This is a genomic window from Nocardiopsis sp. LDBS0036, assembly GCF_041228755.1.
Classification (GTDB): Bacteria; Actinomycetota; Actinomycetes; order Streptosporangiales; family Streptosporangiaceae; genus Nocardiopsis; species Nocardiopsis dassonvillei.
In genome coordinates, this window is sequence record NZ_CP141103.1 from 4154391 (window position 1) to 4181287 (window position 26897).

Annotated in this window: 25 protein-coding genes; 21 read left to right on the top strand and 4 right to left on the bottom strand. The window is 72.2% G+C overall.

The genetic code is table 11. The features are described from left to right. Positions 1-3: 3 nt before the first annotated feature. Positions 4-660 (bottom strand): response regulator transcription factor, encoded by a 657-nt coding sequence (locus UIS43_RS17560; RefSeq protein WP_013155775.1) that lies wholly within the window; start codon positions 658-660, stop codon positions 4-6. Positions 661-858: 198 nt separating this feature from the next. Here UIS43_RS17560 and UIS43_RS17565 point away from each other — a divergent pair, with 198 nt between their 5' ends. From UIS43_RS17565 to UIS43_RS17635, 15 genes are all read left to right on the top strand, one after another. Beyond that, complete coding sequence (locus UIS43_RS17565) at positions 859-1380, top strand: hypothetical protein (RefSeq protein WP_358169540.1); 522 nt, start codon at positions 859-861, stop codon at positions 1378-1380. Next, positions 1377-2507, top strand: a complete 1131-nt coding sequence (locus tag UIS43_RS17570; RefSeq protein WP_013155777.1) for a peptidoglycan-binding protein — start codon at positions 1377-1379, stop codon at positions 2505-2507. Before UIS43_RS17565 ends, UIS43_RS17570 begins: the two co-directional genes overlap by 4 nt. Next, entirely contained in the window at positions 2504-3286 is a 783-nt protein-coding gene (locus tag UIS43_RS17575; protein WP_013155778.1) for an ABC transporter ATP-binding protein, read from the top strand. Before UIS43_RS17570 ends, UIS43_RS17575 begins: the two co-directional genes overlap by 4 nt. 212 nt (positions 3287-3498) lie before the next feature. Beyond that, on the top strand, positions 3499-4674 hold the full coding sequence (locus UIS43_RS17580; RefSeq protein WP_210746056.1) for an ABC transporter permease: 1176 nt from the start codon (positions 3499-3501) through the stop codon (positions 4672-4674). Between the two features lie 534 nt (positions 4675-5208). Beyond that, positions 5209-5793, top strand: coding sequence for a hypothetical protein (locus UIS43_RS17585; RefSeq protein ID WP_013155780.1), 585 nt, complete (start codon positions 5209-5211; stop codon positions 5791-5793). 107 nt (positions 5794-5900) lie between these two features. Next, a complete protein-coding gene (locus UIS43_RS17590) occupies positions 5901-7370 on the top strand; it encodes a PepSY-associated TM helix domain-containing protein (protein ID WP_370010900.1) in 1470 nt (489 codons plus the stop codon). A 144-nt stretch (positions 7371-7514) separates the two neighbouring features. Beyond that, positions 7515-7904 (top strand): hypothetical protein, encoded by a 390-nt coding sequence (locus tag UIS43_RS17595; RefSeq protein ID WP_370010901.1) that lies wholly within the window; start codon positions 7515-7517, stop codon positions 7902-7904. After that, positions 7894-9498, top strand: a complete 1605-nt coding sequence (locus UIS43_RS17600) for an ATP-binding protein (protein WP_013155783.1) — start codon at positions 7894-7896, stop codon at positions 9496-9498. The genes UIS43_RS17595 and UIS43_RS17600 overlap by 11 nt, the downstream gene beginning before the upstream one ends. Continuing rightward, positions 9495-10154 (top strand): response regulator transcription factor, encoded by a 660-nt coding sequence (locus tag UIS43_RS17605; protein ID WP_013155784.1) that lies wholly within the window; start codon positions 9495-9497, stop codon positions 10152-10154. Before UIS43_RS17600 ends, UIS43_RS17605 begins: the two co-directional genes overlap by 4 nt. A gap of 413 nt (positions 10155-10567) precedes the next feature. After that, positions 10568-11176: a DUF4956 domain-containing protein gene (locus UIS43_RS17610; protein ID WP_013155785.1), complete on the top strand. Its 609-nt coding sequence runs from the start codon at positions 10568-10570 to the stop codon at positions 11174-11176. Between the two features lie 50 nt (positions 11177-11226). Further along, on the top strand, positions 11227-12087 hold the full coding sequence (locus tag UIS43_RS17615; protein WP_013155786.1) for a polyphosphate polymerase domain-containing protein: 861 nt from the start codon (positions 11227-11229) through the stop codon (positions 12085-12087). Positions 12088-12247: 160 nt separating this feature from the next. Next, complete coding sequence (locus UIS43_RS17620; protein WP_013155787.1) at positions 12248-12787, top strand: AAA family ATPase; 540 nt, start codon at positions 12248-12250, stop codon at positions 12785-12787. A 406-nt stretch (positions 12788-13193) separates the two neighbouring features. Then, positions 13194-14516: a serine hydrolase gene (locus UIS43_RS17625; RefSeq protein ID WP_071623087.1), complete on the top strand. Its 1323-nt coding sequence runs from the start codon at positions 13194-13196 to the stop codon at positions 14514-14516. 322 nt (positions 14517-14838) lie between these two features. After that, positions 14839-15414: a hypothetical protein gene (locus tag UIS43_RS17630; RefSeq protein ID WP_370010905.1), complete on the top strand. Its 576-nt coding sequence runs from the start codon at positions 14839-14841 to the stop codon at positions 15412-15414. A gap of 59 nt (positions 15415-15473) precedes the next feature. Further along, entirely contained in the window at positions 15474-16361 is an 888-nt protein-coding gene (locus tag UIS43_RS17635; protein ID WP_071623089.1) for a hypothetical protein, read from the top strand. Between the two features lie 184 nt (positions 16362-16545). Here UIS43_RS17635 and UIS43_RS17640 read toward each other — a convergent pair whose 3' ends face one another. Beyond that, positions 16546-18492, bottom strand: a complete 1947-nt coding sequence (locus tag UIS43_RS17640; protein WP_358169553.1) for a heavy metal translocating P-type ATPase — start codon at positions 18490-18492, stop codon at positions 16546-16548. Positions 18493-18525: 33 nt separating this feature from the next. On the opposite strand from UIS43_RS17640, the gene UIS43_RS17645 reads away from it, so the two are divergent. Together UIS43_RS17645 and UIS43_RS17650 are read left to right on the top strand one after the other, a co-directional pair. Further along, entirely contained in the window at positions 18526-18723 is a 198-nt protein-coding gene (locus UIS43_RS17645) for a hypothetical protein (protein ID WP_126625023.1), read from the top strand. A 442-nt stretch (positions 18724-19165) separates the two neighbouring features. Continuing rightward, on the top strand, positions 19166-19678 hold the full coding sequence (locus UIS43_RS17650; protein WP_013155792.1) for an SRPBCC family protein: 513 nt from the start codon (positions 19166-19168) through the stop codon (positions 19676-19678). Positions 19679-19868: 190 nt separating this feature from the next. Here UIS43_RS17650 and UIS43_RS17655 read toward each other — a convergent pair whose 3' ends face one another. Then, entirely contained in the window at positions 19869-20633 is a 765-nt protein-coding gene (locus UIS43_RS17655) for a phosphatase PAP2 family protein (RefSeq protein WP_013155793.1), read from the bottom strand. 773 nt (positions 20634-21406) lie between these two features. On the opposite strand from UIS43_RS17655, the gene UIS43_RS17660 reads away from it, so the two are divergent. The 4 genes from UIS43_RS17660 (at position 21407) to UIS43_RS17675 (ending at position 26043) form a co-directional block, all read left to right on the top strand. Then, the gene (locus tag UIS43_RS17660) at positions 21407-22084 is read left to right on the top strand and encodes a GntR family transcriptional regulator (RefSeq protein ID WP_013155794.1); all 678 of its coding nucleotides are present in this window, start codon (positions 21407-21409) and stop codon (positions 22082-22084) included. Positions 22085-22581: 497 nt separating this feature from the next. After that, positions 22582-23691: a pyruvate dehydrogenase (acetyl-transferring) E1 component subunit alpha gene (pdhA, locus tag UIS43_RS17665; protein ID WP_019609478.1), complete on the top strand. Its 1110-nt coding sequence runs from the start codon at positions 22582-22584 to the stop codon at positions 23689-23691. Positions 23692-23704: 13 nt separating this feature from the next. Beyond that, a complete protein-coding gene (locus UIS43_RS17670) occupies positions 23705-24718 on the top strand; it encodes an alpha-ketoacid dehydrogenase subunit beta (RefSeq protein ID WP_013155796.1) in 1014 nt (337 codons plus the stop codon). Positions 24719-24732: 14 nt separating this feature from the next. Then, entirely contained in the window at positions 24733-26043 is a 1311-nt protein-coding gene (locus tag UIS43_RS17675; RefSeq protein WP_013155797.1) for a dihydrolipoamide acetyltransferase family protein, read from the top strand. A gap of 484 nt (positions 26044-26527) precedes the next feature. On the opposite strand, the gene UIS43_RS17680 is transcribed toward UIS43_RS17675, so the two are convergent. Next, the gene (locus UIS43_RS17680; protein ID WP_013155798.1) at positions 26528-26701 is read right to left on the bottom strand and encodes a hypothetical protein; all 174 of its coding nucleotides are present in this window, start codon (positions 26699-26701) and stop codon (positions 26528-26530) included. Between the last annotated feature and the right edge of the window lie 196 nt (positions 26702-26897).

Sequence of the window (26897 nt, forward strand, 5' to 3'; positions counted from 1 at the left end):
ACGTCAGACCCGGTACCCGTGGCCGGGGACTGTCCGGATCACCGGCGGATCCCCGAGTTTGCGGCGCAGTCCGTGCACCACGACCTTGAGCACGCCGCTGAACGGGTCCAAGTGGGCGTCCCAGACCTTCTCGACGAGGTGGGTCGTGCTCACCGGGGCGCCGTCCGCGCGCAGCAGCTCCTCCAGCACGCCCAGCTCCTTGGGGGAGAGGGAGAGCTCTCGGCCCTCGCGGAAGGCGGTGCGGCGGTTGGTGTCGACCACCAGCCCGGCCCGGGACAGCCGCGGGCGCGCGCCCGGGCGGGACCGGCGCCCCAGCGCGCGGACCCGCGCCAGCAGTTCCGCGTAGGCGAAGGGCTTGGCTAGGTAGTCGTCGGCGCCCAGGTCCAGACCCTCGACCCGGTCGTCCAGACCCCCGGCCGCAGTAAGCATGAGCACGCGGGCCTCGACGCCGGGGGCCTCGACCACCCGCGCGCACACCTGGTCTCCGTGCAGGACCGGCAGGTCCCGGTCCAGGACGATGACGTCGTAGCCGTGCACGCAGGCCATCTCCAGGCCCGTGTCGCCGTCGTGGCACACGTCCACGGCCATGCCCTCCCCGCGCAGCCCCTCGGCGACGGTCTCGGCCAGCGCCGGTTCGTCCTCCACCACCAGGACCCTCATGCGTCCCCCTCGCTCACGGCCCGCACCCCGATGGCGGCGCCCCGGACCAGCACTACCGTCCCGGCGGTTAGGCGGAGGTTAACCCCGCCGGACTCCGCGGCCCTAACCGGCGGCTAACCCGGGCTCCGCTGACATGGGCCGTGCGACACGCAGGAGAGGTGCCGGACGGGGCACCCCCACGGGACAGGAGTGATCGACATGCGCGTGACAGCGGGCCCCCTCGTCGGGGCGGCACTGGCCGGACTGCTGCTGACCGGCTGCGGAGCCCTCGACGGCGGTGAGTCCGGCGGTGGCGGCGCCGAGGGAGGCGAGGAGACGTCCGCGGAGGAGGCCAGGCTGGAATTCGCCGAGTGCATGCGCGACAACGGCCACGAGATGCCCGACCCCGAGCCCGACTCCGAGGGCGGCGTCGCCTTCGCCCTGCCCGAGGCCGACCAGGAGGGGTTCAAGGAGGCGTTGGAGGCCTGCGAGGAGCACCTCCCGGTGGACGAGGACGCCCCCGACCAGCAGGAAGTGTTCGAGCAGGACCTGAAGATGGCCGAGTGCCTGCGGGAGAACGGGATCGACATCCCCGACCCCAGGCCCGGTGAGAGCCTGACGCTGCCCGTGGACCCGGAGGACGACGAGCACACCGAGGCGTTGACCACCTGTTCCGAGGATGTCTTCGGAGAGGGCGGCGGCTTCGGCGGCACCACCGGGGCCGGAGGAGGGAACTCGTGAGCGCCGACACCGCGCTCCTCCCCGAGGAGGAGCGGGAGGAGGAGCGGCCGCCCCGCCGCTGGTTCGGTCCGCTGTGGCTGGGCGCGGCGCTGCTCACCCTCGTGCTCCTGTGCGTCGTGGCGTGGGCGGCCGTGCGAGGACTGCCGGGGGGGTCCGCGGACGGTGAGGCTCCCGACCCCGGACCGACGGCGCGGATCGAACGCACCACGCTGCTGCGCGAGGAGAACCTCGACGGCGCCCTGGGGTACGCGGGCGGGGGCACGTTCTTCGCCCGCTCCGACGGCGTGGTCACCCGGCTGCCCGGGGTGGGCTCCGAGCTGACCGCGGGTGACCTCGCCTGGGAGATCGACGGCAGGCCCACGGTCCTGCTGCGCGGGGACAGGCCCGCCTACCGGCCGCTGGAACCGGGGAGCAGCGGCGAGGACGTGCGCCAGTTCGAGCGGGCGCTGGCCGAACTGGGCTACTCGGGCTTCACCGTGGACGACGAGTACACGTGGCTGACCGCCGAGGCCGTCCGTCGCTGGCAGGACGACACCGAGGGCATGGAGGTCACCGGCGAGGTGCACCCCTCCCAGATCTGGTACACGTCCGGCGCGGTGCGGGTGACCGGGCACGAGGTGGACGTCAGCGCGGGCGTCGCGCCCGCGACGGCGCTGCTGACCACCAGTTCCACCCGCCAGGTCGTGCGTGTGGACCTGGCCGTCGGCGACCGCGACCTGCTCACCGAGGACGCCGGGGTCACCGTCCAACTGCCCGGCGGGGAGAGCGTCGCCGGAGTGGTGGAGAGCGTCGGCACCGTCGCCAGCGTCGAGGAGGGCGAGGAGGGCGCGGGCGGGGGCGGCGACCCCACCGTGGAGGTGGTCATCGACCTGGAGGAGGACCCCGCGGGCTTCCTCGACCAGGCACCGGTCACCGTGGTCGCCCGCGGGGAGTCGCGGGAGGACGTGCTGGCCGCGCCGGTGGGCGCGCTGATCGCGCTGCCCGGGGACCGCTACGGACTGTCCGTGGTGGACGCGGACGGCACCGTGCGCGACGTGCCGGTGGAGACGGGCTGGTTCTCGGACGGCCGGGTGGAGGTCAGCGGCGAGGGGATCGGCGAGGGCACCGAGGTGGTGGTCCCCGAATGAACGCGGCCGAGTTCACCGGGGTGAGCCGCCACTACCCCGGCGGTGTACGGGCCCTGGACGGGGTGGACCTGGTCGTGGGCCGCGGCGAGATGCTGGCGATCGTGGGCCCCTCGGGCTCGGGCAAGTCCACCCTGCTCAACCTGCTCGGCACCCTGGACGCGCCGACCTCGGGCACGGTGCGCGTGTTCGGGCACGATGTGGGGTCCCTGCGCGACGACGAGCTGTCCGCGCTGCGGGCACGCTCGGTCGGTTTCGTCTTCCAGCAGTTCCACCTGGCGCCCAACGTGCGGGCCGTGGACAACGTGGCCGAGGGCCTGCTGTACTCCGGCGCGTCCAGACGCGAGCGCGGGCGCCGTGCGCTGCGGGCGCTGGAGCGCGTCGGGCTGACCGACCGCGCCGGCCACCGGCCGCACGAGCTGTCCGGCGGGCAGAGGCAGCGCGTGGCGATCGCCCGCGCTGTGGCCTCCTCCCCCCGGATGCTGCTGGCCGACGAGCCGACCGGGGCTCTGGACTCGGCCTCGGGCGCGGCCGTGATGGAACTGCTCGGCGAGCTGCACCGGGACGGGGTGACCGTGGTCGTGATCACGCACGACAGGGAGTTGGCCGCGGGTCTGCCGAGACGGGTGGAGGTGCACGACGGCCGGATCGTCGCCGACTCCGGTCGCCCGGTCCCGGTGGACACGGGTGCCGACGGCGCGGCGGGGACGGACGGCTCCGCGCGGCCCCGCGACGCGGCGCGGACGGGCTCCGCAGGACCCCGGGCCAAGGGGGTCCGGTGAGGGGGCGGGACAGGGAGGACGCGGTGGAGGCTCCGCGCGCGGGAGGCGCGGAGAGGGAGCCGGGCGGGGAGGGCCCGGGAAGGGGTCTGTGGGCAGGGCGGCGCGAGCGGGGCCCGGTACGGGGTCCTCGGGCACCGTGGAGCGGACGCGGACCGGGCGCCGTGCGGAGTTCGCGGGCGCGGCGGCGCGGGCCGGGCCTCCGACCGGCCAGGTTGTCCGTCTCCGACCGGCTGCGGACCGGGGCGAGCGGCCTGCGTGCCCGGCCGACGCGGGTGGTGCTGTCCGCCCTGGGCATCGCCATCGGGATCGCGGCCATGGTCGCGGTGGTGGGCGTCTCGGAGTCCGGCAGGGCCGAGCTGGACGCCCGGATCGGACGCCTGGGCACCAACATGCTGACCGTCGCCCCGGGCAGCGACCTGTTCGGCGGCACCGCCGTGCTCCCGCCCGAGGCCAAGGGCCGGATCGACCGTATGCCGGAGGTGGAGCGCTCCGCCCAGGTGGAGATGGTGAAGGGGGCAGGCGTCTACCGGAGCGACCTCGTCCCCGAGGGCGAGTCCGGGGGGATCGCCGCGTACGGCGTGGAACCGGGCCTCCTGGACACACTGCGCGCCCGGGTGGACGAAGGCGTGTGGCTGAACCCGGCCACCACCGACCACCCGTCGGTCGTGCTGGGGCGGGACGCGGCCGCGAGGCTGGGCGTTACCCGGGTCACCCCGGACACCCTGGTGCTGGTCGGGGACGAGTACTTCGCCGTCGTCGGCATCCTGGACGCGGTGGAACTGGCCCCCGAGCTGGACAACGCGGTGCTGGTCGGCCAGGAGGTGGCCGAGAGCCTGCTCGGCGCTCGCGGTGAGGCCTCCACGATCTACGTGCGCCTGGCCCCCGATCGGGTCGCGGACGCACGATCGCTGGTCGGGCGCAACGCCAACCCGGAAAACCCCAACGAGGTGAGGGTGTCGCGCCCCTCGGACGCGCTGGAGGCGCAGCGGGCCGCCGACCAGACCCTCAACGGGCTGCTGCTGGGACTGGGCGGGATCTCCCTGCTGGTGGGCGGGGTGGGGGTGGCCAACACCATGGTCATCTCGGTCCTGGAACGTCGCGGGGAGATCGGGCTGCGCCGGGCCCTGGGCGCCACACGCCGCGACATCCGGACGCAGTTCCTGGTCGAGGCGGTCGTGCTCTCGGCCCTGGGCGGCGCGGCCGGGAGCGTGCTCGGCGTCCTGACGACGCTGGTCTACGCGGTCCTGCGGAGCTGGCCGTTCGCCGTGCCCTGGTGGGCGGGGGCCGGGGCCCTGGCGGCGACGGTCGTCATCGGTGCGGTGGCTGGCCTGGTGCCCGCGCTGCGCGCGGCGGCGCAGCACCCGACCGAGGCGCTCGGTTCCGCCTGACCCCGTGGCGCCGCCGTGGTGCCGCGCCCGACCGCAGACAGCGGTCGGGCGCGGCCATTGCGTTGGCGGCATGAGGCTGACCACCGGACGTTTTCCGTTGACCTGAAGGTGACGAAACCCGTTGCGTAGCCGATCGTGATTTCGTTGCGTTGTTTCGTCACCAGAAAACGCGTTCAGCCACGCCCTGCCGAGCGCCCGCACGGCGGCCCGGCCGACCGACCGGGGCGGTGCCCGCCGGGGTGCCCCGCACCGGTGGCCGCTCCGGTCGGGTGAAGGCCGGTGAATCCCGGGGCCGCACGGCGCTGGGCGCGGGTCGAGGACGAGCGGGCGGTCCGGCATACGCGGTGCGACCGGTCGAGGCACCCGCGGAGAACGCGACCACGCGCGCGGCACCGCCGGGGAGTACCACCACGCGTGCGGCGCGATCGGGCCGCGCCCTGACGGGAACCGCGACCGGACGTGCGCGCACCGTTATGGGAACGCTCCCAGAAAGGGGGATGGGCACCCTCTGAAAACTGGGGGATACTGACCGCCATGGCCGGTACGGTCCCGCTCCGACTGCCGCGCGCCACGGTGTTCGCCGCGGTGTGCACGGGTGTGTCCTCCACCGGCCACGTCCTGGCCTCCGGACACGCGGTGTCGCCGCTCGGCCTCGCGGCGGGGTTCGTCCTCGTCCTCGCCGTCGCCCACGGGCTCTTCCGCTCCGAGCAGCGCCTCGGCCCCCTCGTCGCGACGACGCTGTGGGGACAGACCGCCCTGCACCTGCTGTTCGCGGTCGCGTCGCCGGGCGGCTCCGCGCCGCACGGCGACGCCCACGCGGCCGGTTCCGGGGCACTGGCCGGAGCCGGGGTCGGGCCGGGCATGCTCCTCGCCCACGCCGCCGCCGGGGTGGTGTGCGCGTGGTGGCTGCGCCAGGGAGAGCGGGCGGTCCTCGCCCTCGTCGACCTCGTGCGCTCCCTGTTCCACGGCCTGCTGGTCCTCGCCTCGGCCCCCGGCGTTCCCGCGCGCGGCGGACCCGCGCGGCTCCGCCGACGCACGCCGCTCCGGCACGGCGTCGTCCTCCTGTTCCTGCGGCACGTCCGGATCCTGCGCGGACCGCCCGCGGCCTTCCTGTCCTGAGCCATCCGCCGGTGCCGCCAGCGCCCGGCCTCCACCGACACGTCGGTGCCCCAGGCGTGCCCGCACCCCCCGGGCCGCCCCGAACCAGACCCAGGAAGGTCGCCCCCATGACGTCCCATGCCCCCGACCGGCTCGACTCCCCCGAGACGCCTCCTCCGGACCGCCGCTCCCCCGTCTGGGCGGCCCTGCGCCAACTCCTCCTACGCCTGCACTTCTACGCCGGAGTCCTCGTCGCGCCGTTCATCGCCGTGGCCGCCCTCACCGGACTGCTGTACGCGTACGCGCCGCAGCTGGAGCAGGTGCTCTACGCCGACCAGCTCCGCGTCACCCCCGGCGACAGCGCGCTGCCCCTCCAGGAACAGGTGGACACCGCGGTCGCGGCACGTCCCGAGGGAACGCTGAGCGCCGTGCGCCCGGGCACGGCCCCCGACGAGAGCACCCGCGTCCTGCTGGACGTGGAGGGGCTCCCCGAGAGCTACCGGCTCGCCGTCTTCGTCGACCCCTACAACGGCGAGGTCCTCGGCGAGACGACCAGCTACGGCAGCAGCGGCGCGCTGCCCGTGCGGTCGTGGCTGTCCGAACTCCACCGTCACCTGCACCTGGGTGAGTTCGGCCGCCTGTACGGCGAACTCGCCGCGAGCTGGCTGTGGGTGGTCGCTCTGGGCGGGGTCGTGCTGTGGACCGCGCGCCGGCGCAAGGCCCGCCGCCTGCGCCGCACCCTGCTGCCCGAGCCCTCCGCCAAGGGGCGGAACCGGACCATGTCCTGGCACGGGTCGCTCGGCATCTGGGCCGTAGTCGGCCTGCTGATGGTGTCCGCCACCGGACTGACCTGGTCCCGGTTCGCCGGGGCCAACGTGACCGACATGCGGGTGGCCCTCGGCTGGACCACGCCGTCGCTGTCGGCGCCCGCCCCGTCGGAGCACGCGGACCACGAGGAGCAGGCGGACCACGCGGGGCACGAGGACCACGGCGGGCACGGCGACCACGCGGACCACGGCGCGGCCGGACAGGACGTGGACCTGGACACGGTCCTGGCGTCCGTGCACGCCGCGGGGATCGACGGCCCGATGGAGATCTCGGTGCCCGTGGAGGAGGGCGCGCCCTTCACCGTCCAGGGAACCGGGCGGAGCTGGCCCGTGCACCAGGACGCGGCGGCCGTGGACGCGACGAGCGGCGAGGTGGTCGAGGAGCTGCGGTTCGAGGACCATCCCTTCGTCGCCAAGATGGCCACGTGGGGGATCGCCTTCCACATGGGTCTGCTGTTCGGCCTGCCGAACCAGCTCCTGCTGACGGGGATCGCCCTGTCCGCGCTCTTCCTCGTGTTCTGGGGCTATCGGATGTGGTGGCTGCGCCGCCCGACCCGGGACACCGCGTTCGCCATGGGACGGCCGCTCGCCCCGCGCGGGACCTGGCGGGGGCTGCCGTGGTGGTGCCTGGCCCTGGTCGCCGCGGCGGCGGTGGGCGTCGGCCTGTTCCTGCCGGTGTTCGGGGTCTCCCTGCTGGCCTTCCTCGTGGTGGACGCGGCCCTGGGCCTGCGGCGCGGGCGCACGCGCTCGGAGTCCGTCCCGAAGCCGTGACCGCGCCACCGGGACCGGACGCACCCGACGCGTCCGGTCCCGGCGGGTCCGGTCGTCCGCGCCGGACCGCCGACGGGCGCGGATGAAGGATTCCTCATGTTCGTTTCATCTCGTATTCCCCCGCGCCCGGAAGGCTCGGGGAGTATGAGATCACCACTGTTGTTGCTGTTAGCGGGCACCGTCGCGACCCTCCTGGTCGCGGGGGCGGTCCTGGTGTGGGCGATGCCCGAGCGCACCCCGGACACCGCCGCCCCGGGTGAGGTCGTGGTCGGGGAGTCCCCCGGCGCCAGCCCCGCCCCTCCCTCCGACGAGGACGTCGTCCCTCCCCCGCCGCCGATCACCGACCACGACGGCGACGGGACCCCCGACGCCGAGGACCCCGACCACTCCGAGGCGTCGGCCGAGCCCTCGCCGCCCCCCTCCTCGATTCCGAGCCAGACCCCCGCCCCCACCTGCGGTAACGGCGACGGCGATGATGATGACGACTGCGACGACGACAACGACGACAACGAGGGCGGCGACGATGACGACTGAGGGTCGTTTCGACGGGGACGCCCCGACCGAGGACCTCAGCGGCGTGGTCGGCGGGAACTCCTGGAGCGCGTCCGCGCACACCGACGTGAACTCCACCATGGTCATGAGGGGACCCCAGCCGGAGGTGCCGCAGAAGCGGCGCATCCCCGCCAGACTCCTCATCATGGCCTGGGTCGTCCTGCTGATGGCCGCCGTCCTCGTCCTGGTCAACATCCTCACCTGGAGCGCGCTCACCGCGCGCAACGACGAGCGCGTGGACGGGGCGCTGTCCCAGGAGATCGGCGAGTTCCAGGAGTTCGCCGCCGTGGGCGTGGACCCGAACACGGGTGAACCCTTCACCGACGTCTCCACCCTCATCCGGCTCCACCTGGCACGCCAGTACCCCGACCGGGCCGAGATCCTGTTCGGCTGGGTGGAGGAGTCGGCCTCCGGCGGCGGCGCGGGCGGCGCCCCGGACGCCGCGGCCCAGCCCGGACGCATCCGCCAGGGCCAGGAGCCGCCCTTCGACGTGTCCGCGGATCCCGCGATGGTCGCGGAGGTCCTGGAGGCGTCCAGCGCCCGCGGCACCCTGGACACCCCCGCCGGTCCGATGCGGTGGGAGAAGATCCGCGCCCTGCCCCCGGGCGGCGGCACCGACGCCGAGGGCGCGGGGTGGTTCGTCATCGGCTACTTCACCGAGGCCGACGAGGACACGGTCACCTCCACCACGCAGACGATCGCGCTGGTCAGCCTGGCCGGGCTGATCGCCGCGAGCACCGCGGCCTGGTGGGTGGCGGGACGCTTCCTCGCGCCCGTGCGCCTGGTCCGGCAGACGGCCGCGCACATCACCGAGGAGGACCTGACCCGGCGCATCGACGTGTCCGGTCGGGACGACATCGCCGCGCTCGCCGAGCAGTTCAACAGCATGCTGGACCGGCTGGAGGGCGCCTTCACCGCCCAGCGGCAGTTCGTGGACGACGCCGGGCACGAGCTGCGCACGCCCATCACCATCGTGCGCGGCCACCTGGAGCTGATGGGCGACGACCCCGAGGAGCGGCGCGAGGTCCTGCGCCTGGTCACCGACGAGCTGGACCGCATGAGCCGGATCGTGGAGGACCTGCTGCTGCTCGCCAAGGCCCAGCAGCCCGACTTCCTGCGCGAGGAGGAGGTGTCCCTGGCCGAGCTGACCAGCGACATCGACGCCAAGGTGCGCAGGCTCGGCGACCGCGACTGGCGACTGGAGTCGCTGGCCGAGGGGGTCGCCCGGCTCGACCCGCAGCGCGTCACCCAGGCCGTGGTGCAGCTGGCCGCCAACGCGGTGCGGCACACCGCGCCGGGATCCACACTGCGTGTGGGCTCGGGGTTCAGCGGCGACGACGTGCTGTTCTGGGTCTCCGACCAGGGGCCCGGCATCCCGGCCGAGGAGCACGGCCGGATCTTCGAGCGCTTCTCGCGGGGCAGCGGGGCGGCCAGGGGGGACCGGGGCGCCGGTCTGGGCCTGGCCATCGTCCGCGCCATCGCCGAGGCCCATCACGGACGGGTGGACCTGCGCTCCGCGCCGGGCGTCGGTTCGACGTTCACCCTCGTCATCCCCACCGGAAAGAGGTACGTGTGAGTCGCATCCTCATCGTCGAGGACGAGGAGCGGATCGCCTCGTTCGTCCGCAAGGGCCTGGACGCCAGCGGGTTCACCACCACCGTGGTGGGCACGGGGGCGGAGGCCGTGGACTACGCGGTGACCGGCGGGTTCGACCTGATGCTGCTGGACCTGGGCCTGCCGGACACCGACGGGTTCGACGTGCTGCGGCGCGTGCGCTCGCTGGGCGTGGACATCCCCGTGGTCATCCTGACCGCGCGCGACGGCGTGCGGGACACGGTGACCGGCCTGGAGATCGGGGCCGACGACTACGTCACCAAACCGTTCCGGTTCGAGGAACTGCTGGCCCGGGTGCGGCTGCGGATGCGCAACGAGCGTCCGACCGAGCTGACGGTGCTGCGCGCGGGCGGCCTGGCCCTGGACCTGCGCACGCGGCGGGTGGCGGTGGAGGGGACGTCCGTGGACCTGACCGCGCGCGAGTTCTCCCTGCTGGAGCTGCTGATGCGGCACCCGGGCCAGGTGCTCACCAGGCAGCAGATGCTGTCGCACGTGTGGGGCTACGACTACGACCCCGGGTCGAACGTGGTGGACGTGTTCGTGCGGGCGCTGCGCCGCAAGGTGGGCGCGGAGCGGATCGTGACCGTGCGCGGGATGGGCTACCGGTTGACCGGGTGAGACGGGCGGCCCTGTGCTGACCCGGGTGGTCCGGACTGCCCTGCACACCGGGTGACCCGCGTGCTCCGGGTGGTCCTGTGCTGACCCGCGTGGCCTGCGTGACCTGCGTGAGCCGGACGGCCCGGGCCATGCGTGACCGGCGTGACACGGAGGACCCGGACGGCCCGGGCCACGAGCGGCCCGCGTGGTACGGACGGCCCGGAGCGGCCCGGTGTGCCCCCGGATGACCGGGGCGCTCCGGGTCGGCGGGGCCCCGGTGTGCGGCGGGCGATGTTCTGGTGACGAGGGGGCGGGGGTGTCGGTGACGCCCCCGCCCCCTCGTCCATGTCGCGGATGACCGACGCGTGACAAACATGAGGGTTCCCTCATCCACTCCTCATGGGTTCCTCACCGCCCGTCCAGAGGATGAACGCATGTTCTGGTTCGCGCTGGCGGTCAACACGACCGCGATCATCGTCCTGTCCTACGCCATCTACTTCCGCCGCCACGGGCGCCGCGACCTGCTGCTGGCCTACGTGGCGCTCAACACCGGCATCTTCGCCGTGGTGTCCATGCTGACCAACCAGGAGGTCGGCCTGGCCGTCGGCTTCGGTCTGTTCGGCGTGCTGTCGATCCTGCGCCTGCGGTCGGACCTCATCAGCCAGGGCGAGATCGGCTACTACTTCACGGCGATCGCCCTGGGCCTGGTCAACGCGGTGGCGGCCCCGATGCCCTGGGTGCTGCTGGGCCTCAACGCCCTGCTGCTCACCGGCATGTACGCGGCCGACCACCCGCGTCTGCTCTCGCGGCACGAGCGCCGCATCCTGACCCTGGACGTGGTGCACGAGGACTCCGTGGCCCTGCGCCAGGACCTGGAGGCCCGGCTGCGCGGCCGGGTCACGAAGATCGAGGTCACCGAGGTCGACTACGTGCGCGACCTGATGGTCGTGGACGTGCGGTTCCAAGCGCCCCGGATCGCGTCGGTCCCGGGCTCCGGGCGCGGGTTCGGGCATGGCTTCACCTCCGTGACGGGACGCCGATGAGCACGGCCGCCCCCGCCCCTGCGGAAGCCCCCGCCACCGTGGAGAGACCCATGACCCTGGACGCCCTCGGTCCCGTGGAAACGCCCGCTCCGGTGGACGTTCCCTCCCCGGTCCTGGCGGCGCTGCGCCCGATGTCGCTCGCCGAGATCAACGAGCGCGCCGCCCTGGTGACCCGGACCTGCCGCAAGTACCTGGTGCCCGTCGAGCTGCTGGAACCGCTGTTCGCGGCCGCCGGGGACCGGTTCGGGGTGCTGACCATCGACGGGCAGCGGGACTTCCAGTACTCGTCCACCTACTTCGACACTCCCGACCTGCGGACCTTCCACGACCACCGCCAGGGGCGGCGGGTGCGCTTCAAGGCCCGGACGCGCACGTACGTGGACACGGGGACGCGCATGTTCGAGATCAAGCTCAAGGGCGCGCGCGGGATCACCGACAAGACCCGGATCGCCTACACGGGGCCGCCGGACCGGATGACCCCCGAGGCCCGGCGGTTCCTGGACGACACCCTGCTCTCGTACGGCATCGAGGCGCCCGACGTGCTGGCGGCCAGCGCGGTGACCGACTACCGGCGCACGACGGTGGTGGCCTTCTCGGGTGAGGAGCGGGTGACGGTGGACACCGGCCTGGTCGGCTACCGGGCGGGCTGGTCGGTGCGGATGCGCCCGGATGCGGTGCTGCTGGAGATCAAGACGCGCGGCGGGCTCACCGCGACCGAGCGCAGGCTGCACGAGCACGGGGTCCGGGAGGCGCGGTTCACCAAGTACGGGGCGACGGTGGCCGCTCTGGAGCCCGGGCTGCGGGGCAACCGGTGGCACCGGGCGATGGGCGCGTGCCTGGACCACCCGGCGCCGTGCGCCCTGGAGCGGGCGCGGGTGGGTGCGGCGCCCGCTCTCCGGCGGAACCGTTGACGGGCACGGGAACCCGCACCGTCCGGGTCCGCCGGGCGGCCGACGGCCCGTCACCCCGCGTCTCGGGGCGCCGTCCCCTCCGTCCCCGCACGGAAAATCCGGATGCGCTCCCCGCCCCCGGTCTGTGACCATGTCCACCGAACGACGGAGGGAGGCCGGGATGCGGGACCAGGACGGGTGTCTGATCCTCTCGGGAATGCCCGGAGCCGGAAAGTCGACGGTGGCTCCGCTGGTGGCCGCACGGTATCCGCGTGCGGCCCACATCAGCGGGGACGTTCTGTCCTACATGGTCGTCCAGGGACGCGTCGGCTTCAACGGGCGGCCCGCGGAGGAGGCGCGGCGCCAGCTGCGGCTGTGCGTGCGCAACATGTGCGACCTGGCGGCCAACTTCGCCGACAACGGCGTCTTCCCGGTCGTCGAGTACACCATCGACAACCGCCGGATGCTGGACGCCATGGTGGAGATGCTGCGGCCCAGGCCGGTCATGTTCGTCGCCCTGTTCCCGCCCCTGGAGGTGTGCCGGCGGCGCAACGCCACGCGCGACCCCGGGCACCGCGTCGACTTCGACTTCGCGCCGCACTACCGGGCGATGCGGGAGGACCTGGGCGGAGTCGGCTGGTGGTTGGACACCGCGGCCCTCACCCCGGAGGAGACCGCCGACCTGATCCGCGCCCGCGCGCACGAGGAGGCGCTCCTCTGACGGAGCGCTACCGACGCCCCGGAGCCCGCCCGCGCGATGAATGGCGCCAGCCCCGCCCCGGGAATGGACGGAGCCTCCGGACCTTTTTCCGCGACAATCCGTTGACCGGGTTCCGCGCCTTTTCCGGGCACCGCGCAGCCGCCCCCCGGCGATCGCCGCGACCTTCGAGAACGCGAGCCGACACGGAGAAGTCTCAGGTCACGACCGCGATCCGGCTCCTGACAGCCTTCGTGAAACGGCGCCCCGAAGCGAACACGGCTCCCGCGTTCTCACATTTGCCGCCACGGCCGAACGTGTGTAGCGTTCCCCTGCCGAACCACAGGCGCCAAAAGACACAGAAATTCTTTGCGCATACCGCGAATACCCCTGTCGGAAATACCCCCTGCCATTCTTCCCCGGAGGTTCCGTGTTCCCTCGTGCCGCCCGCCTCAGCGGTGCCCGCGCCGACTCCCGCAGCGCCCTCGGACTGCCCGGAGGCGTGTCGCGACGCCGCATGCTCACCCTGACCGGCACCGCCGGGGCCGCCGCGGCCGCGGGCGCCCTGGGCGCGGCGCCCGTCTCCGCGGCCGAGCGCACCTGGCGGGTCACGGGTGAGGACGTGGCTCCCCTCGCGCACTTCGACAGCGTGATGAAGGACTACATGCAGGCGCGCGGGATCACCGCGGGCTCGCTGGCCGTGGCGCGGAACGGCAGGCTGTCCCTGGCCCGCGGGTACACGTGGGGCGACGACAGCGTCGCGACCACCGGCGTGACCGACGTCTTCCGGATCGCGAGCCTGAGCAAGCCCGTCGCCGGGACGGCGGCCATGCGCCTGGCCCAGGAGGGCGAACTCGACCTGGACGCGCCGCTGGCCGACCTGGTCGACCTCTCGCCCCTGGCGGGGAAGACGGCCGACCCGCGCTTGGGCGAGGTCACGGTGCGGCGGGCCCTGCAACACCTCGGCGGCTGGGACAGGGACCTCTCCTTCGACCCGCTGTGGAACACCATCGCGATCTCCCGCGAGATGGGCGTCGACCTGCCGCTGGGCAGGAGCGAGGTCATCGCCTACACGAGCGGGATGGAGCTCGACCACGCCCCCGGAACGCGGTACGCCTACAGCAACTACGGCTACCTGCTGGTCTCCGAGGCGATCGCCGCGGTCACGGGGAGGTCCTACGAGGACCACGTGGTCTCCGATGTCCTCGGCGCGGTGGACATCGCGCGCATGCGTGCCGGGCGTTCCCTGTCCGCGGACCAGGAGGGCGAGGTCGGGTACGACTCGAAGTACACGGTGACCTCCGCCCTGGACTCCTCGGGCGCGCAGGTCCCCTACCCCTACGGCGGGTTCAACCTGGAGATCCAGCTCGGCAACGGGGGCTGGGTCGCCTCCGCCGCGGACCTGGCGCGGTTCTGCACCATCTACGACACGCCCGAGGCCGCCGGGGTGCTCACCCCGGACTCGATCTCCACGGTGTTCGAGCAGCCCGAGACGGGCGGCGGCGCCACGCACTACGGCCTGGGCTGGTCGGTGCGTCCGACCGGCAGCGGCGAGAACACGTGGCACACCGGGAGCATGCCGGGCACCTACACGTTCCTGGCGCGCAGCAACGGCTACACCGTCGTGGCGCTCTTCAACCGGCGCGACGAGGGCGACGCGCTGAACTGGGGCGAGATCGACCCGAAGCTGTGGGACGCGGTGAACGAGGTGGGCACCTGGCCCACCGAGGACCTCACGCCGATCTACTTCTGAGGCCGGGCGGGTCCCCGGGGCGGATCGGCCGGGGGCCTCCCGACACCTCGTGCACGAATACTTTCAATTCCGGCATGAGGGATTTTTTGGATGGGGCCAGTATTTCATGCTGGCCCCTTTCTCATACCCGCTGATCTGGCACGACAGAACCGGAACGAACTTTTTCCGGCCGCTTCGCGGGAAACGTGCTCCGCCCGAACAGGCGTGCCCTAATCTGGCTGCGACCACACAACTGAACCCACACGATGACCCCGCAACGGTTGACTGCCGTTCGGGGCCGTGGCCAGCAACTTCCACCTCTTTAGACACAAGGATTGCCAGCATGCGCCAGTTTAGCGCTGCCCTTCTCAGCCGTGCCCTCGGCCCGCTGATCGCCTTCCTCTCCGCACCCTGCGGACGCCACTCCACGGTGGCCGGTCGCCGCCGACGCCGCTCCACCCGCGTGCGACGCTACGTCCCCGCCCCTCCCCCGGCCCCGCTTCCGCATCCCCGCCTGACTCCGCCCGACGCGCCCTTTCCGGCCGAGGACGTCGCCCTGGTCAGGCCCTACTTCACCGCCCACGAGCGCTCGCGCGCCGCCGCGTCCGGCGTTCCCGTGCCCCGCGTCCCGGCACCCCGTGTTCCCGAACTCCACGCTCCTGTGCCCCGGATCCCCGCCGCGCCAAGGGGTCCCGAACTCGCCTCCGAGACGGAGGAGGTCCGGCGCGCGTTCGCCCTCGTCCAGGAACGCGCCGCCGCCCTGCGCCAGCAGTGGAAGGACGACCCCGGCGGCGATCTGCTCGGTGAACCCGCGCCCCGTTTCGGGGTGGTCGGGGCCGCCGGGCCCCGGGGGCGGGACGCGTTCTCCGGCCTGCCGCACACCCGGCCCGCCCGCCAGCGCCAGGCCGTACCCGCGTGACCCCAACCCCGACAGCCCCGACAGCCCCGACAGCCCCGACAGCCCCGACAAGGAGACGTATGCCCAGCCGAGCCCACGAGATCCCTCTACGGATCATCCAGAACCAACCAGCCCTGGCCTCAGTGCTACTCAAGGAGTCCTTGGGATTCGACGTCCCCCACCACACCGAGGCGCTGCCCACCACCTCAGTTCTCACCAACTGTGACCCGAAGGAACTCAACAGCGACGGAGCCACACTGCTACGCGACGGGAACCGCAACGTGCTGGCGGTCGTCGTGGAACGCCAGCACGATCGGGACAAGGAGAAGCGGGCGAGCTGGCCCGCTTACCTGGTCAACCTGCACGTCCGTCTGGAGTGCCCCGCCGTGCTCGTAGTCCTGTGCCCTGACGACGCTATGGCGCGATGGTGCGCCAAACCCATCAGCATCGGTCATCCCGACTTCGTGCTGAGGCCGTTGGTGATCGGCCCTGGCAACACTCCCGTCGTCACCGATGTGGAGCGGGCACGCGCGATGCCCGAACTCGCGGTGCTGTCGGCCTACGCCCACGGGGACACCGATTCGCGCACCCTGAAAACGGTGGTGGAGGCGCTCGACTCCACTGCTCCGAAGAACCGCACGTTCTACTATGACTACGTACTGGCCGGTCTCCAGGAGGCCGCCCGGAAGGAGTTGGAGGGCTTGATGGCCTTGGACACCTACAAGTGGCAGAGCGACTTCGCCCGCAAGTACGTCGGTATGGGCCGGGAAGAAGGCCGAGAGGAGGGTCGTGAGGAGGGTCGCGCGGCCGAAGCGGCGAACAGCGTCCTGCTCTTCCTCGACGCACGCGGCCTGACCGTCCCCGACGAGGTCCGCCAGCGCGTCAGTTCCTGCACCGACCTGGAGACCCTGCGCATGTGGGCCCGTCGCGCCAGCGAGGTCGAGCGCGCTGAGGACATCTTCGGCTGACACGCCCGCGACCAGCGCAAAGGTTTCACGTGAAACCTCGCTGAGCTGCGGGAACGAGGCAGCCACCGTCCCGTATCCGATCGGGACGGTGGCCTGTCGCGATGTCCCTCCCGCTACCGGAGGGGCGCCGCGATCCCCCAGAGATTACCGGGTCCGGTTCCGCCGTCGACGGGACCTTCGCCCCTCAGGAGGAGTTGCTCAGGTCCACCCGGCGCAGCAGCTGGGCGTTGAGCGCCACGATGATCGTGGACAGGCTCATCAGCACCGCTCCCACGGCCGGGGCGAGCACGATCCCGACCGGGGCCAGCACCCCGGCGGCCAGCGGGACGGCGACGACGTTGTACCCGGCGGCCCACACGAGGTTCTGCACCATCTTTCGGTAACCGGCCGCCGACAGCCCGCGGACCGCCACCACGCCGCGCGGGTCGTCCGAGGCCAGCACGACCCCGGCGGACTCGATCGCCACGTCGGTGCCCGCGCCGATCGCGATGCCGACGTCCGCCCTGGCCAGGGCGGGCGCGTCGTTCACACCGTCGCCGACCATCGCCACCCGGTTCCCCCTCGACTGGAGGTCGCGGACCACGGCGTCCTTCTGGTCGGGCAGGACCTGGGCGAAGACCTCGTCCAGGCCGAGCCGCTCGGCCACGGCGTCGGCCACGTTGCGGGCGTCGCCGGTCACCATCGCGACGCGCACGCCCCGCTCCTGGAGCCGCCGGACGGCCTCGGCCGACTCGGGGCGGACCTCGTCGGCCAGCGCCAGGGCACCGGCCACCCCGCCGTCCACGACCACGTGCAGCACCGTCGCGCCGCGCTCGCGCCAGGGACCGGTGCGTCCGGCCAGGTCGTCCGGCTCGGTGAGGCCGAGCGACTCCAGCAGGGCCGGGCCGCCCACCTGCACGTCGGAGCCCTCGACCGAGGCGCGGACACCGCGCCCGGTCAGCGACCGGAAGCCGGTGGCGGCGGGCACCGCGCCCGCCTCCCGCGCCGCCCGGACGATCGCCCTGGCGAGCGGGTGCTCGGAGTCGGCCTCGACCGCACCGGCCAGGGCCAGCACCCGCTCGGAGGCGTGCCCGGAGGCGGCGGAGGTGTCGGTGACGGCGGGGGCGCCCTTGGTCAGGGTGCCGGTCTTGTCGAAGAGCACGGTGTCCACGAGGCGGGTGCGCTCCAGGGCCATGCGGTCCTTGACCAGGATGCCGTTGCGGGCGGAGACGGCCGTGGAGATCGCGATGACCAGCGGGATGGCCAGCCCCAGGGCGTGCGGGCAGGCGATGACCAGGACGGTCACGGTGCGTTCGACGGCCTCGGTGACCTCGCCGAACAGGGTCCACACGGCGGCCGTGAGCACGGCGGCGACCAGGGCGAACCAGAACAGGAGGGCGGCGGCCCGGTCGGCCAGCGCCTGCGAGCGCGAACGGGACTCCTGCGCCTCGCTGACGAGCCGCTGGATACCGGCCAGGGCCGTGTCCTCGCCGACGGCGTCGACGCGGACCCGGACGGCGGAGTCGGTGGCGACGGTCCCGGCGACGACACGGTCGCCCTCGGAACGGGTGACCGCGCGGGACTCACCGGTGATCATCGACTCGTCCATGGCGGCGCCGCCCTCGACCACGGTGCCGTCGGCCGGGACGCGCCCGCCGGAGCGCACCAGAACGGTGTCGCCGGTGCGCAGGTCGGCGAGGCCCACCTCCTCGACCCCGCCGTCGGCGCCGACCCTCTCGGCGCGGTCGGGCAGGAGCGCGGCCAGGGCCTCCAGGGCACCGGACGCCTGGCCGAGGGCGCGCATCTCCAGCCAGTGGCCGAGGAGCATGACCACGACCAGCAGGACCAGTTCCCACCAGAAGTCGAGTTCCATGCCCACCACGCCGAACGTGGCGAGCACGCTGGAGCCGAAGGCGACGGTGATCGCCATGGCGACCAGGGTCATCATGCCGGGCCTGCGCTCGCGGAGCTCGCCGACGACACCGGAGAGGAAGGGCCAGCCGCCGTAGAGGTAGACGACCGTGCCGAGGACCGGCGGCACCCAGGTCAGCGCGGAGGGGACCTGGTAGCCGAGCCAGCCGGAGACCATGTGGCTGGTGAGGACCACGGGAACGCTGAGCAGCAGGCTCCACCAGAAGCGGGTCCGGAACATCGCGGCGTGGTCCCCATGGCCACCGTGACCCCCATGACCGCTGTGGCCACCGTGACCGGCGTGCTCACCGTGTCCGGGGGCGTCCCCGTCACCGGCGTGCTCATCGGCGCTGCTGGGACCTTGGCGATCCCCGTGGCTGGAGCGCTCACCATGCCCCGGAGCACCGGCGTGAGCCGTGTGCGTGCCGTGACTGGCGTGCCCCTCATGCCCCTCGTGTGTCTCATGAGCTGAGGGGTCCGTGTACCCGGCACGCTCCTCGGAGCTCTCGTCCCGCCCCCGGCCCCGGTCTCCTCCGTGGCCGTGCGGTCCCTGTCCACCTGCGGTCATGTCGTTCTCCCCCTCACTCTCGCAACATACCCCTTGGGGGTATCCAAGGGACGGATGTCCACCCCGTCGGCGTGTCACTACAAGCAATATACCCCCAAGGGGTATTTCTACAAGGGATGACGGTTCATTCCCCGTTCCGGAACCGGCATCTCCCGCCACGGCCGCCGCCCCGCCGGAGGGAACGGGACAGTCCGCGCCCGACCCCGAGCCCGGATGTCCAGCACGGCGCCACCCGACACGGCGCCTCCACAGCACCCCGCGGACAGCGCCGCCCCGCACGACACCGCCCGGGTTCCCTGCCGGGGCGCCGGGGTAGGCCGATGCCGAGTGGACCTGGAGGGACACCATGGCCGGACACGAGATCGACGAACGCGGGCTCCTGAGCGGACCGAACACCACCGAACGCCCCCGGACCACGAGCACCGCGGTCTACACGGCCCACTTCGACGCGCCGCCCGACCGGGTCTTCGCGTTCTGCACGAGCCGGTCGGGCCTGGAGGACTCCATGCCCGGCGGGGTACGCGTCCTGCGCTGGCCCGAGGCGGGCTTCGCCGAGGGCGAGACGATGGTGATGCGCTGGCGCCTGGCCGGGCTCCTCCCCGTACGCTGGGTCGGCGTCATCGACTCCTTCGAGGAGGGCGACCACTTCACCGACCTCCAGCTGCGCGGTATGTTCCGGTACTTCCGGCACACGCACACGACGGCGCCCGAGGGGGCCGGGACCGCCTACACGGACCGGGTGGAATTCGCCAGCCTCTTCGGTCCCATTGTGGACAGAACCGTACTAAGGTTTGTGATGGACCGGATGTTCCTGCAACGTCTGGCCCGCATGCGGGAACTGGTGGAGGCCGGAGCCTGACCGCGGGGAGCCCTTCCGGCTTCCCCACGTCGGTTCCACGGACCCGCCAGCGCCCCCACCAGCACGTACGCGGAGGCGTCGACACGTCGGCGCACCCGGCCCCGTCCCGGACGGGCGTCGGGACCGCGGACACGCGCGGCGCCCGCCGGACCGGGTCCGACGGGCGCGGTGCCACGGGCGGGAGAGCGGCTCAGTCCCTCGCGGGAAGCGCGCCGTCCCCCTCGCCGTACCAGGGCCACCACTGCGTGGTGCGCCCGGACGGGATCATCCGGTCCAGCCGGATGGTCACCCTCAGTGCGAAACCGCCCGCGACCATCCCCGCCATCAGATCCGTGAACCAGTGGAAGTGCAGGTAGATCGAGACGATGGACTGGAGCAGGGCGATGCCGACGATGCAGTACGCCAGGCGCCGGATGATGTGCGGCCGGGCCGCCCCGAACCGGATGATCAGGAAGAGCACCAGGCCGTAGATGAGGATCGCGTTCGCCCCGTGCCCGGACGGGAAGGCCACGTTGCCCGGCCCCATGAAGAAGTCGGGGTTGAAGTTCTTGGCGTGTCCCCGGTTGATGGCCAGCTTCATCACCGACACCAGGGACATCATCCCCACGACGCCGACCGCGCCCAGCACGATCGGACGCCAGCTGCGATGCCAGTAGGCCAGCTGGAGCGCGGTGACGCCCAGGACCGGCAGCGCGACCGCACGGGAGGCGACGGTGTCCGGCCACAGGATCATGGGTTCGCGAAGCGTGTCCCAGTAGGGCCGGGGCAGCTCGTTCAGGAAGTTGTCGACCGGGTGCAGCGGTCCCGCGGCCAGCATCGTCATGACGAGCAGGGCCACGGCGAGCATGATGGCGACGCGGTCCGACGCGATACCCCACGCGATCTCGCTCACACTGGGCCAGCGGACCGGGCGCACGACGGGCCGCCCAGGGTCGTACACGGTGGTACGCACCATGGGGATCGGCCCGCTGTAGGGTCCCGGGAGCGGTGTCGCCCGCTCTTGCCTGTCGTGTGGCTCGGTCAACTGCCTCGCCCGTGGATGTCGTCGTGTCCTCGAAGAGTGCGTCATGTGCTCAGTGCTGTCTCACACGTCGTGGGCTTGCCTGTGGCACTTGTGAAGCGTGGGGGACGGGCTAGCCGTGGTTACTGGAACTGATCTGACGTCCTCAGCGCCGACTCGGGGTGGACATGACGGAGAGTTCACTACTCTCCGCCCACTCCGTTCGACGGCCGGTCCTTCGGACTGGTTCACTACGTCGTGACCGGCCTCTGGGCAGGATCGGCGTCCGAGGAACAAGGGGTGTCGACAGTGGCGTCTACGGTGCGCCTGGTGCTCGGCCCGAACCAGTCGGCGCGGACCGCTTGAGCGCGGGTGAAGGCGGCGCGGGTCGGGGCGCCTCATCGAACTCCTCGTCGTTACGTGCGTCACGCTCCGTACAGCTTTGTGTGAATATTGCCGACAGATGAGCCTACCCGGACAGTTCCCCCTGTCGGTGGTGTGGTGGCCCACGTACGTTCGCCGCCACCTCGGACTTTGCCCCAAGCCCCGACACTGGACGTTGGCGGTTCACCGCCATGCGACCTGTTCGTGAGCCTTCCGTTAGCGGTTCGAGGCCTGCTGTCCGGTTGACCCGCGGGTGTGTGGCACTCTTCAAGGAGTTTGTACGACGCTGAGTGAGCCGGTCCGCGCACGGGCCGTGTGCTGGACGTGGAACGGAAGGGCTCTGGATGGTCGACCTGCCCCAGCTGCCGGATGATCCCTCCAAGCTGGCTCGCGAGCCGCTCAGGGAGCAGATCCGGCAGGTACTGGTCGAGGGCCTGCTGTCCGGTCGCTGGCAGCCCGGAGAGCGGATCGTGGAACGCCGCGTCGCCACGGAGCTGAGGGTGAGCCAGGCCCCGGTGCGCGAGGCGCTGCGCGAGCTGGAGACCCTGCGCCTGATCGAGACCGTCCCCAACAAGGGCGCCCGGGTGCGGGCCTTCGGGGTCCAGGACATGGCGGAGATCTACCCCGTGCGCGCCGGACTGGAGCTGGTCGCGGCGCAGTTGGCCGCGCCCCGGCTGGCCGAGGACCCCTCCCCCCTGGAGCGGGAGGTGGAGGCGCTCCAGCGGGCGACCGCCCAGGGCGACGTGTCCGAGCAGATCCGGCACAGCGTGGAGTTCCACCGCGAGGTCGTGCGCGCCGCCCACAACAGCGTGCTGCTGCACACCTGGGAGTCTCTGGGCGTGGAGGTGTGGACCGCGCTGTCGGTGCGCTGGCTGAACATGGAGCTGCACGCCAAGGCCGCCGACCACGCCCAGATCACGCGCGCCTTCATCGAGGGCGACCCCTCGGTGGGGCAGATGCTCAGCGACCACGTGCTCAACTACGTGGAGGCGGCGCTGAAGTCCCACGAGAGCGCCCGCTGACCCCTGGCCCCTCCGCCGCCCGACGCCACCGGCCCGTGGGAGCGCGGTGACCTGCCCCGTCGCACCGAAACCGGACCTTCTGGCATAGAGTTGTATTGATCGATCATCGATCAGACCGTAGAGTGTGCGCGACACACATCACACACGAGCGGACCCCTCCCGGGCAAGCGGAGTCGTTCATCCGGCCGGTGGACGAACCCGTGCGACCGGCACCGCCGCGCCGGGCCACGGACGCATACGCCGGTGCAGACCGGGAAGCAATGCGGCAGGGGTTCTGCGGACAACTGCACACGAGACCCCACCAGCGCTTCGTGTCCGGGGGAGGACGAGCCACCTCCCCCGGGACGCGCCCCGCAACAGCCACAGAGCGCCGCCACCGCATGAGCCGGGTGGCTGCGCACGCCACGGTCGCACCCGACAGCGCGGCCACGGCGGGCCTGGCACCCCGGTCCACAGACCCGGGGCCCCAGGCCTTCTCGTACGTAGAAAGGCACACCATGGCTGACACGGCCAAGCCGAAGGGCCGCCCCGCCAGGTCCTCAGGGACCCGGCGGCGCACCACCCGCAAGGACACCTCCCCCGGCCTCGCTGACGAGAAGCCCGACACCCTGCTCGACTACTACCGCCAGATGCTGTTCATCCGGCGGTTCGAGGAGCGCACGGCCCAGGCCTACACCCAGGCCAGGATCGGCGGCTACTGTCACCTCAACCTCGGCGAGGAGGCCACGGTCGTCGGCCTGATGACCGCCCTCCAGGAGCGCGACTACCTGTTCACGAACTACCGTGACCACGGGTACGCGATCGGCAAGGGCATGGACCCCAAGCGGGTCATGGCCGAGCTCTACGGGCGCGTCGACGGCGTGTCCAAGGGCTGGGGCGGCTCGATGCACATGTACGACACCGAGACCCGCATGCTCGGCGGCTACGGCATCGTCGGCGGCCAGCTGCCGCTGGCCGCCGGCGCCGCGCTGGCCGTCTCCTACCGGGGCGGCGACGAGGTCGTCATGTGCCAGATGGGCGACGGCACCACCAACATCGGCGCCTGGCACGAGACGCTCAACATCGCCAAGCTGTGGAACCTGCCGATCGTCTTCGTGGTGATCAACAACTTCACCGGCATGGGCACCACGGTCGAGATGTCCTCCGCCGAGCCCGAGCTGTACAAGCGCGGCTCCGCCTTCCGCATCGAGGGCGAGCGCGTGGACGGCCGCGACGTGCTCGCGGTCCGCGACACCGCGTCCAGGCTCATCGAGCGCGCCCGCGAGGAGCAGACCCCGTTCCTGCTGGAGGCGTGGAGCTACCGGATGAAGGGCCACTCCGTGGTCGACCCGGCCAAGTACCGCACCGACGAGCAGAAGGACGAGGCGCGGTCGGAGGAGAACGACCCGATCGCCCTGTTCGAGGCCAGGCTCACCGAGGAGGGCCTCCTCACCGACGAGCTGCGCGAGGAGATCGCCGCCTCCGTCAAGGCCGAGGTGACCGAGGCCGCGGACTTCGCCGAGAACAGCCCGCACCCGGAGGTCTCCACCCTCTTCGACTACACCTACGCCACCCCGGTGCCCAACGAGTCCACCCGCATGCCCGCCGACCCGGTGTTCGCGGAGTAGGGAAGGAACCCACATGTCTGTGATCACTTACCGCCAGGCTCTGCGGGACACCCTTCGCGCCGAGATGGTCCGCGACGAGAACGTCCTCGTCATGGGCGAGGAGATCGGCGTCTTCGAGGGCTCCTACAAGATCACCGAGGGCCTGCTCAAGGAGTTCGGCCCGCGCAGGGTCAAGGACACCCCGATCGCCGAGGAGGGCTTCGTCGGCGCCGCCGTCGGCGCGGCCATGCTGGGCCTGCGCCCGGTCGTCGAGCTGATGACGATCAACTTCTCGCTGATCGCCATCGACCAGATCATCAACCACGCCGCCAAGATCTACGGCATGTTCGGCGGACAGACGAGCGTGCCCATGGTCATCCGCACGCCCGGCGGCGGCGGCCAGCAGCTCGGCGCCACGCACTCGCAGAACATCGAGCTGTTCTACTCGTTCATCCCCGGCCTGAAGGTGCTCGCTCCCAGCACCCCGGCCGAGGCCTCGCAGATGCTGCGCGCGGCGATCCGAGACGACGACCCGGTCCTGTTCCTGGAGAACCTGGGCCTGTACAACTCCAAGGGCGAGGTCCCCGACGACTACGCCGAGCCGGAGAACGACACCGTCGCCACGATCGGCCGCGCCAAGGTCACCCGCGAGGGCAGCGACATCACCCTCATCGGTTACTCCCGGATGGCCATGGTCGCGACCCAGGTCGCCGAGAAGCTGGCCGAGGAGGACATCGACGTCGAGGTCGTCGACCTGCGCAGCCTGCGCCCGCTGGACCGCCAGACCTTCGTGGACTCGGTCAAGAAGACCGGCTCCGCTGTGATCTGCGAGGACGACTGGCTGACCTACGGGATCGGCGCGGAGATCGCCGCCTCGATCCAGGAGGGCGCCTTCGACTACCTCGACGCCCCGGTCCGCCGGGTGGCGATGGCGGAGGTCCCCATGCCCTACGCCAAGCCGCTGGAGACGGCGGCCCTGCCGTCGGTCGAGTCGATCAGCACCGCCATCAAGGAGACCCTGAGCGCCGTCGGCAAACGGGTCGGGTAGAGGGAGTTTCAAGCATGAGCGAGATCCAGATGCCGCGCCTCTCCGACACCATGGAGGAAGGCGTCATCAGCACGTGGGTCAAGAACGTGGGCGACAAGGTCGCCTCCGGTGACGTCCTGGTCGAGATCGAGACCGACAAGGCCGTCATGGAGTACGAGGCCTACGAGGACGGCTACCTGGTCAAGCAGTCCGTCTCCGAGGGCGAGACGGTGCCGATCGGCGCGGTCATCGGCGTGATCGCCGACTCCCCGGACGCGGTACCCGAGGACTCCGGCGACGGCGGCTCGGAGCCCGAGGCCGCGCCCGCCGAGGAGGAGCAGGGCGAGAAGGCGGAGGAGATCCAGGAGGCCGCCGAGGGCACCGAGGCCGAGAGCGCCGGGGAGTCCGCCGCCTCCTCCGGCGATGGGGCCGCGCGCCCGCGCACCTCCCCGCTGGCCCGGCGTCTGGCCAAGGAGTACGGCCTGGACATCAACAGGATCCAGGGGTCGGGCCCCAAGGGCCGGATCGTGCGCGCCGACATCGAGGCCGCCCGGGAAGGCGGTGCCGCCGAGCAGGCCGCACCCGCCGCGCAGCCCAAGGAGGAGGCCAAGCCCGCCGCGGAGAAGGCGGCGACCGCTCCCGCCTTCGACGACGGCCGCGCCTCCGAGGAGCTCAAGGTCAGCAACGTGCGCAAGGTGATCGCGCGCCGCCTGACCGAGAGCAAGCAGACGGTGCCGCACTTCTACCTGCGCCGCACGATCGACGCCGAGGCGCTCAAGGCCTTCCGCGCGCAGATCAACGAGCAGCTGTCCAGCACGGGCGTGAAGGTCAGCTTCAACGACCTGATCGTCAAGGCCAGCGCGACGGCGCTGAAGCTGCACCCGGCGGTGAACACCTCGTGGGTGGACGACAAGCTGCTCCAGCACCACCGGGTCAACGTCGGCGTGGCCGTGGCCGTGGACGCCGGGCTCGTGGTGCCGGTGCTGCACGACACCGACAAGGCGACGCTGTCGGAGATCTCCACGCGCACGCGCGAGCTGGCGGGCAAGGCCCGTGACGGCAAGCTCAAGCCGCAGGAGATGAGCGGCGGCACGTTCAGCGTGTCCAACCTGGGCATGTTCGGCGTGGACAGCTTCTCCGCGGTGATCAACCCGCCGGAGGCGGCCATCCTCGCGGTCGGCGCGATGCGCCAGGAGCCGGTGGTCGTGGACGGCGAGGTCGTCGTGCGCAACCGGATCTCCCTGGAGCTGTCGGTGGACCACCGCGCGGTGGACGGCGCCGTGGGCGCCGCGTTCCTCAAGGACCTCGCGGAGATCCTGGAAGAGCCGATGCGGATCATCCTGTAGCGTCCGGCGCTCGGTACACGCGACGCCCCGGCCGGGAACGGCCGGGGCGTCCGTCGTTCCCGGACCCGTGCGTCCGGCCCGTCGTTTCCGGGCGGGCGCGGCGGATTCCGTCCACAGCCTGTGGACAAGTGGACGCGAGGACAAGTGGACGCGGAGACATGCCGACGAGTCGACACGGCGACGAACCGACAGGGTGACAGAGTGACAGGGCGGCGCCCTCACCGCTCCGACACCGGAGGTCCCGGCGTGGCGGCCACCGCTGTCCACAGGCTGTGGACAGCCGAACGAGTGAGCGGGCGGGCGAACGGGCGAGAGGACACGTCACCAGGGAGGCATGGCGAAGACCTGGCCGAGAAGGGACCCGCCCGCGACGGCCGCGCCGTAGGACGGCACCCGCCGGCCGGACTGGCGGAACCGTCCACGCAAGCGACGGCCCCTGGGTCCGCCGAGCACCTCCCGCATGCGCGGGTCGCGGTGACGGCGGTCATCGGAGGTCCTCACTGCCGCACAGGGCCACCGTCTCGACCAGTTCGCCGCCGAACCCGGCCAGGTCGGTGCGCACGTCGGCTCGGGCGGCGGACGTCCGGGAGAGGGTCCCGGGGAAGGTCCGGGCCCTCCACCGGGGAACGGTGGGCGACGCCTGCGGCACAATGGACATGTCGACAGCTCGCTTTCTGGTCGTTCGCTGGTCGGTTGTCGGCCTGCTCTGGGGGTGTGAGTGCACCCGCCAGGGCCTTTTCGTTCGTCCGCCCCCAGCGGGCGGCGTGCTGGGCGGCCGGGCCCGGGGACGGAGCCGCCCTCACCCGGAGCCAGCGCCACACCTCACCGCACTTCCTCCAGGCAGCGGAGACGAC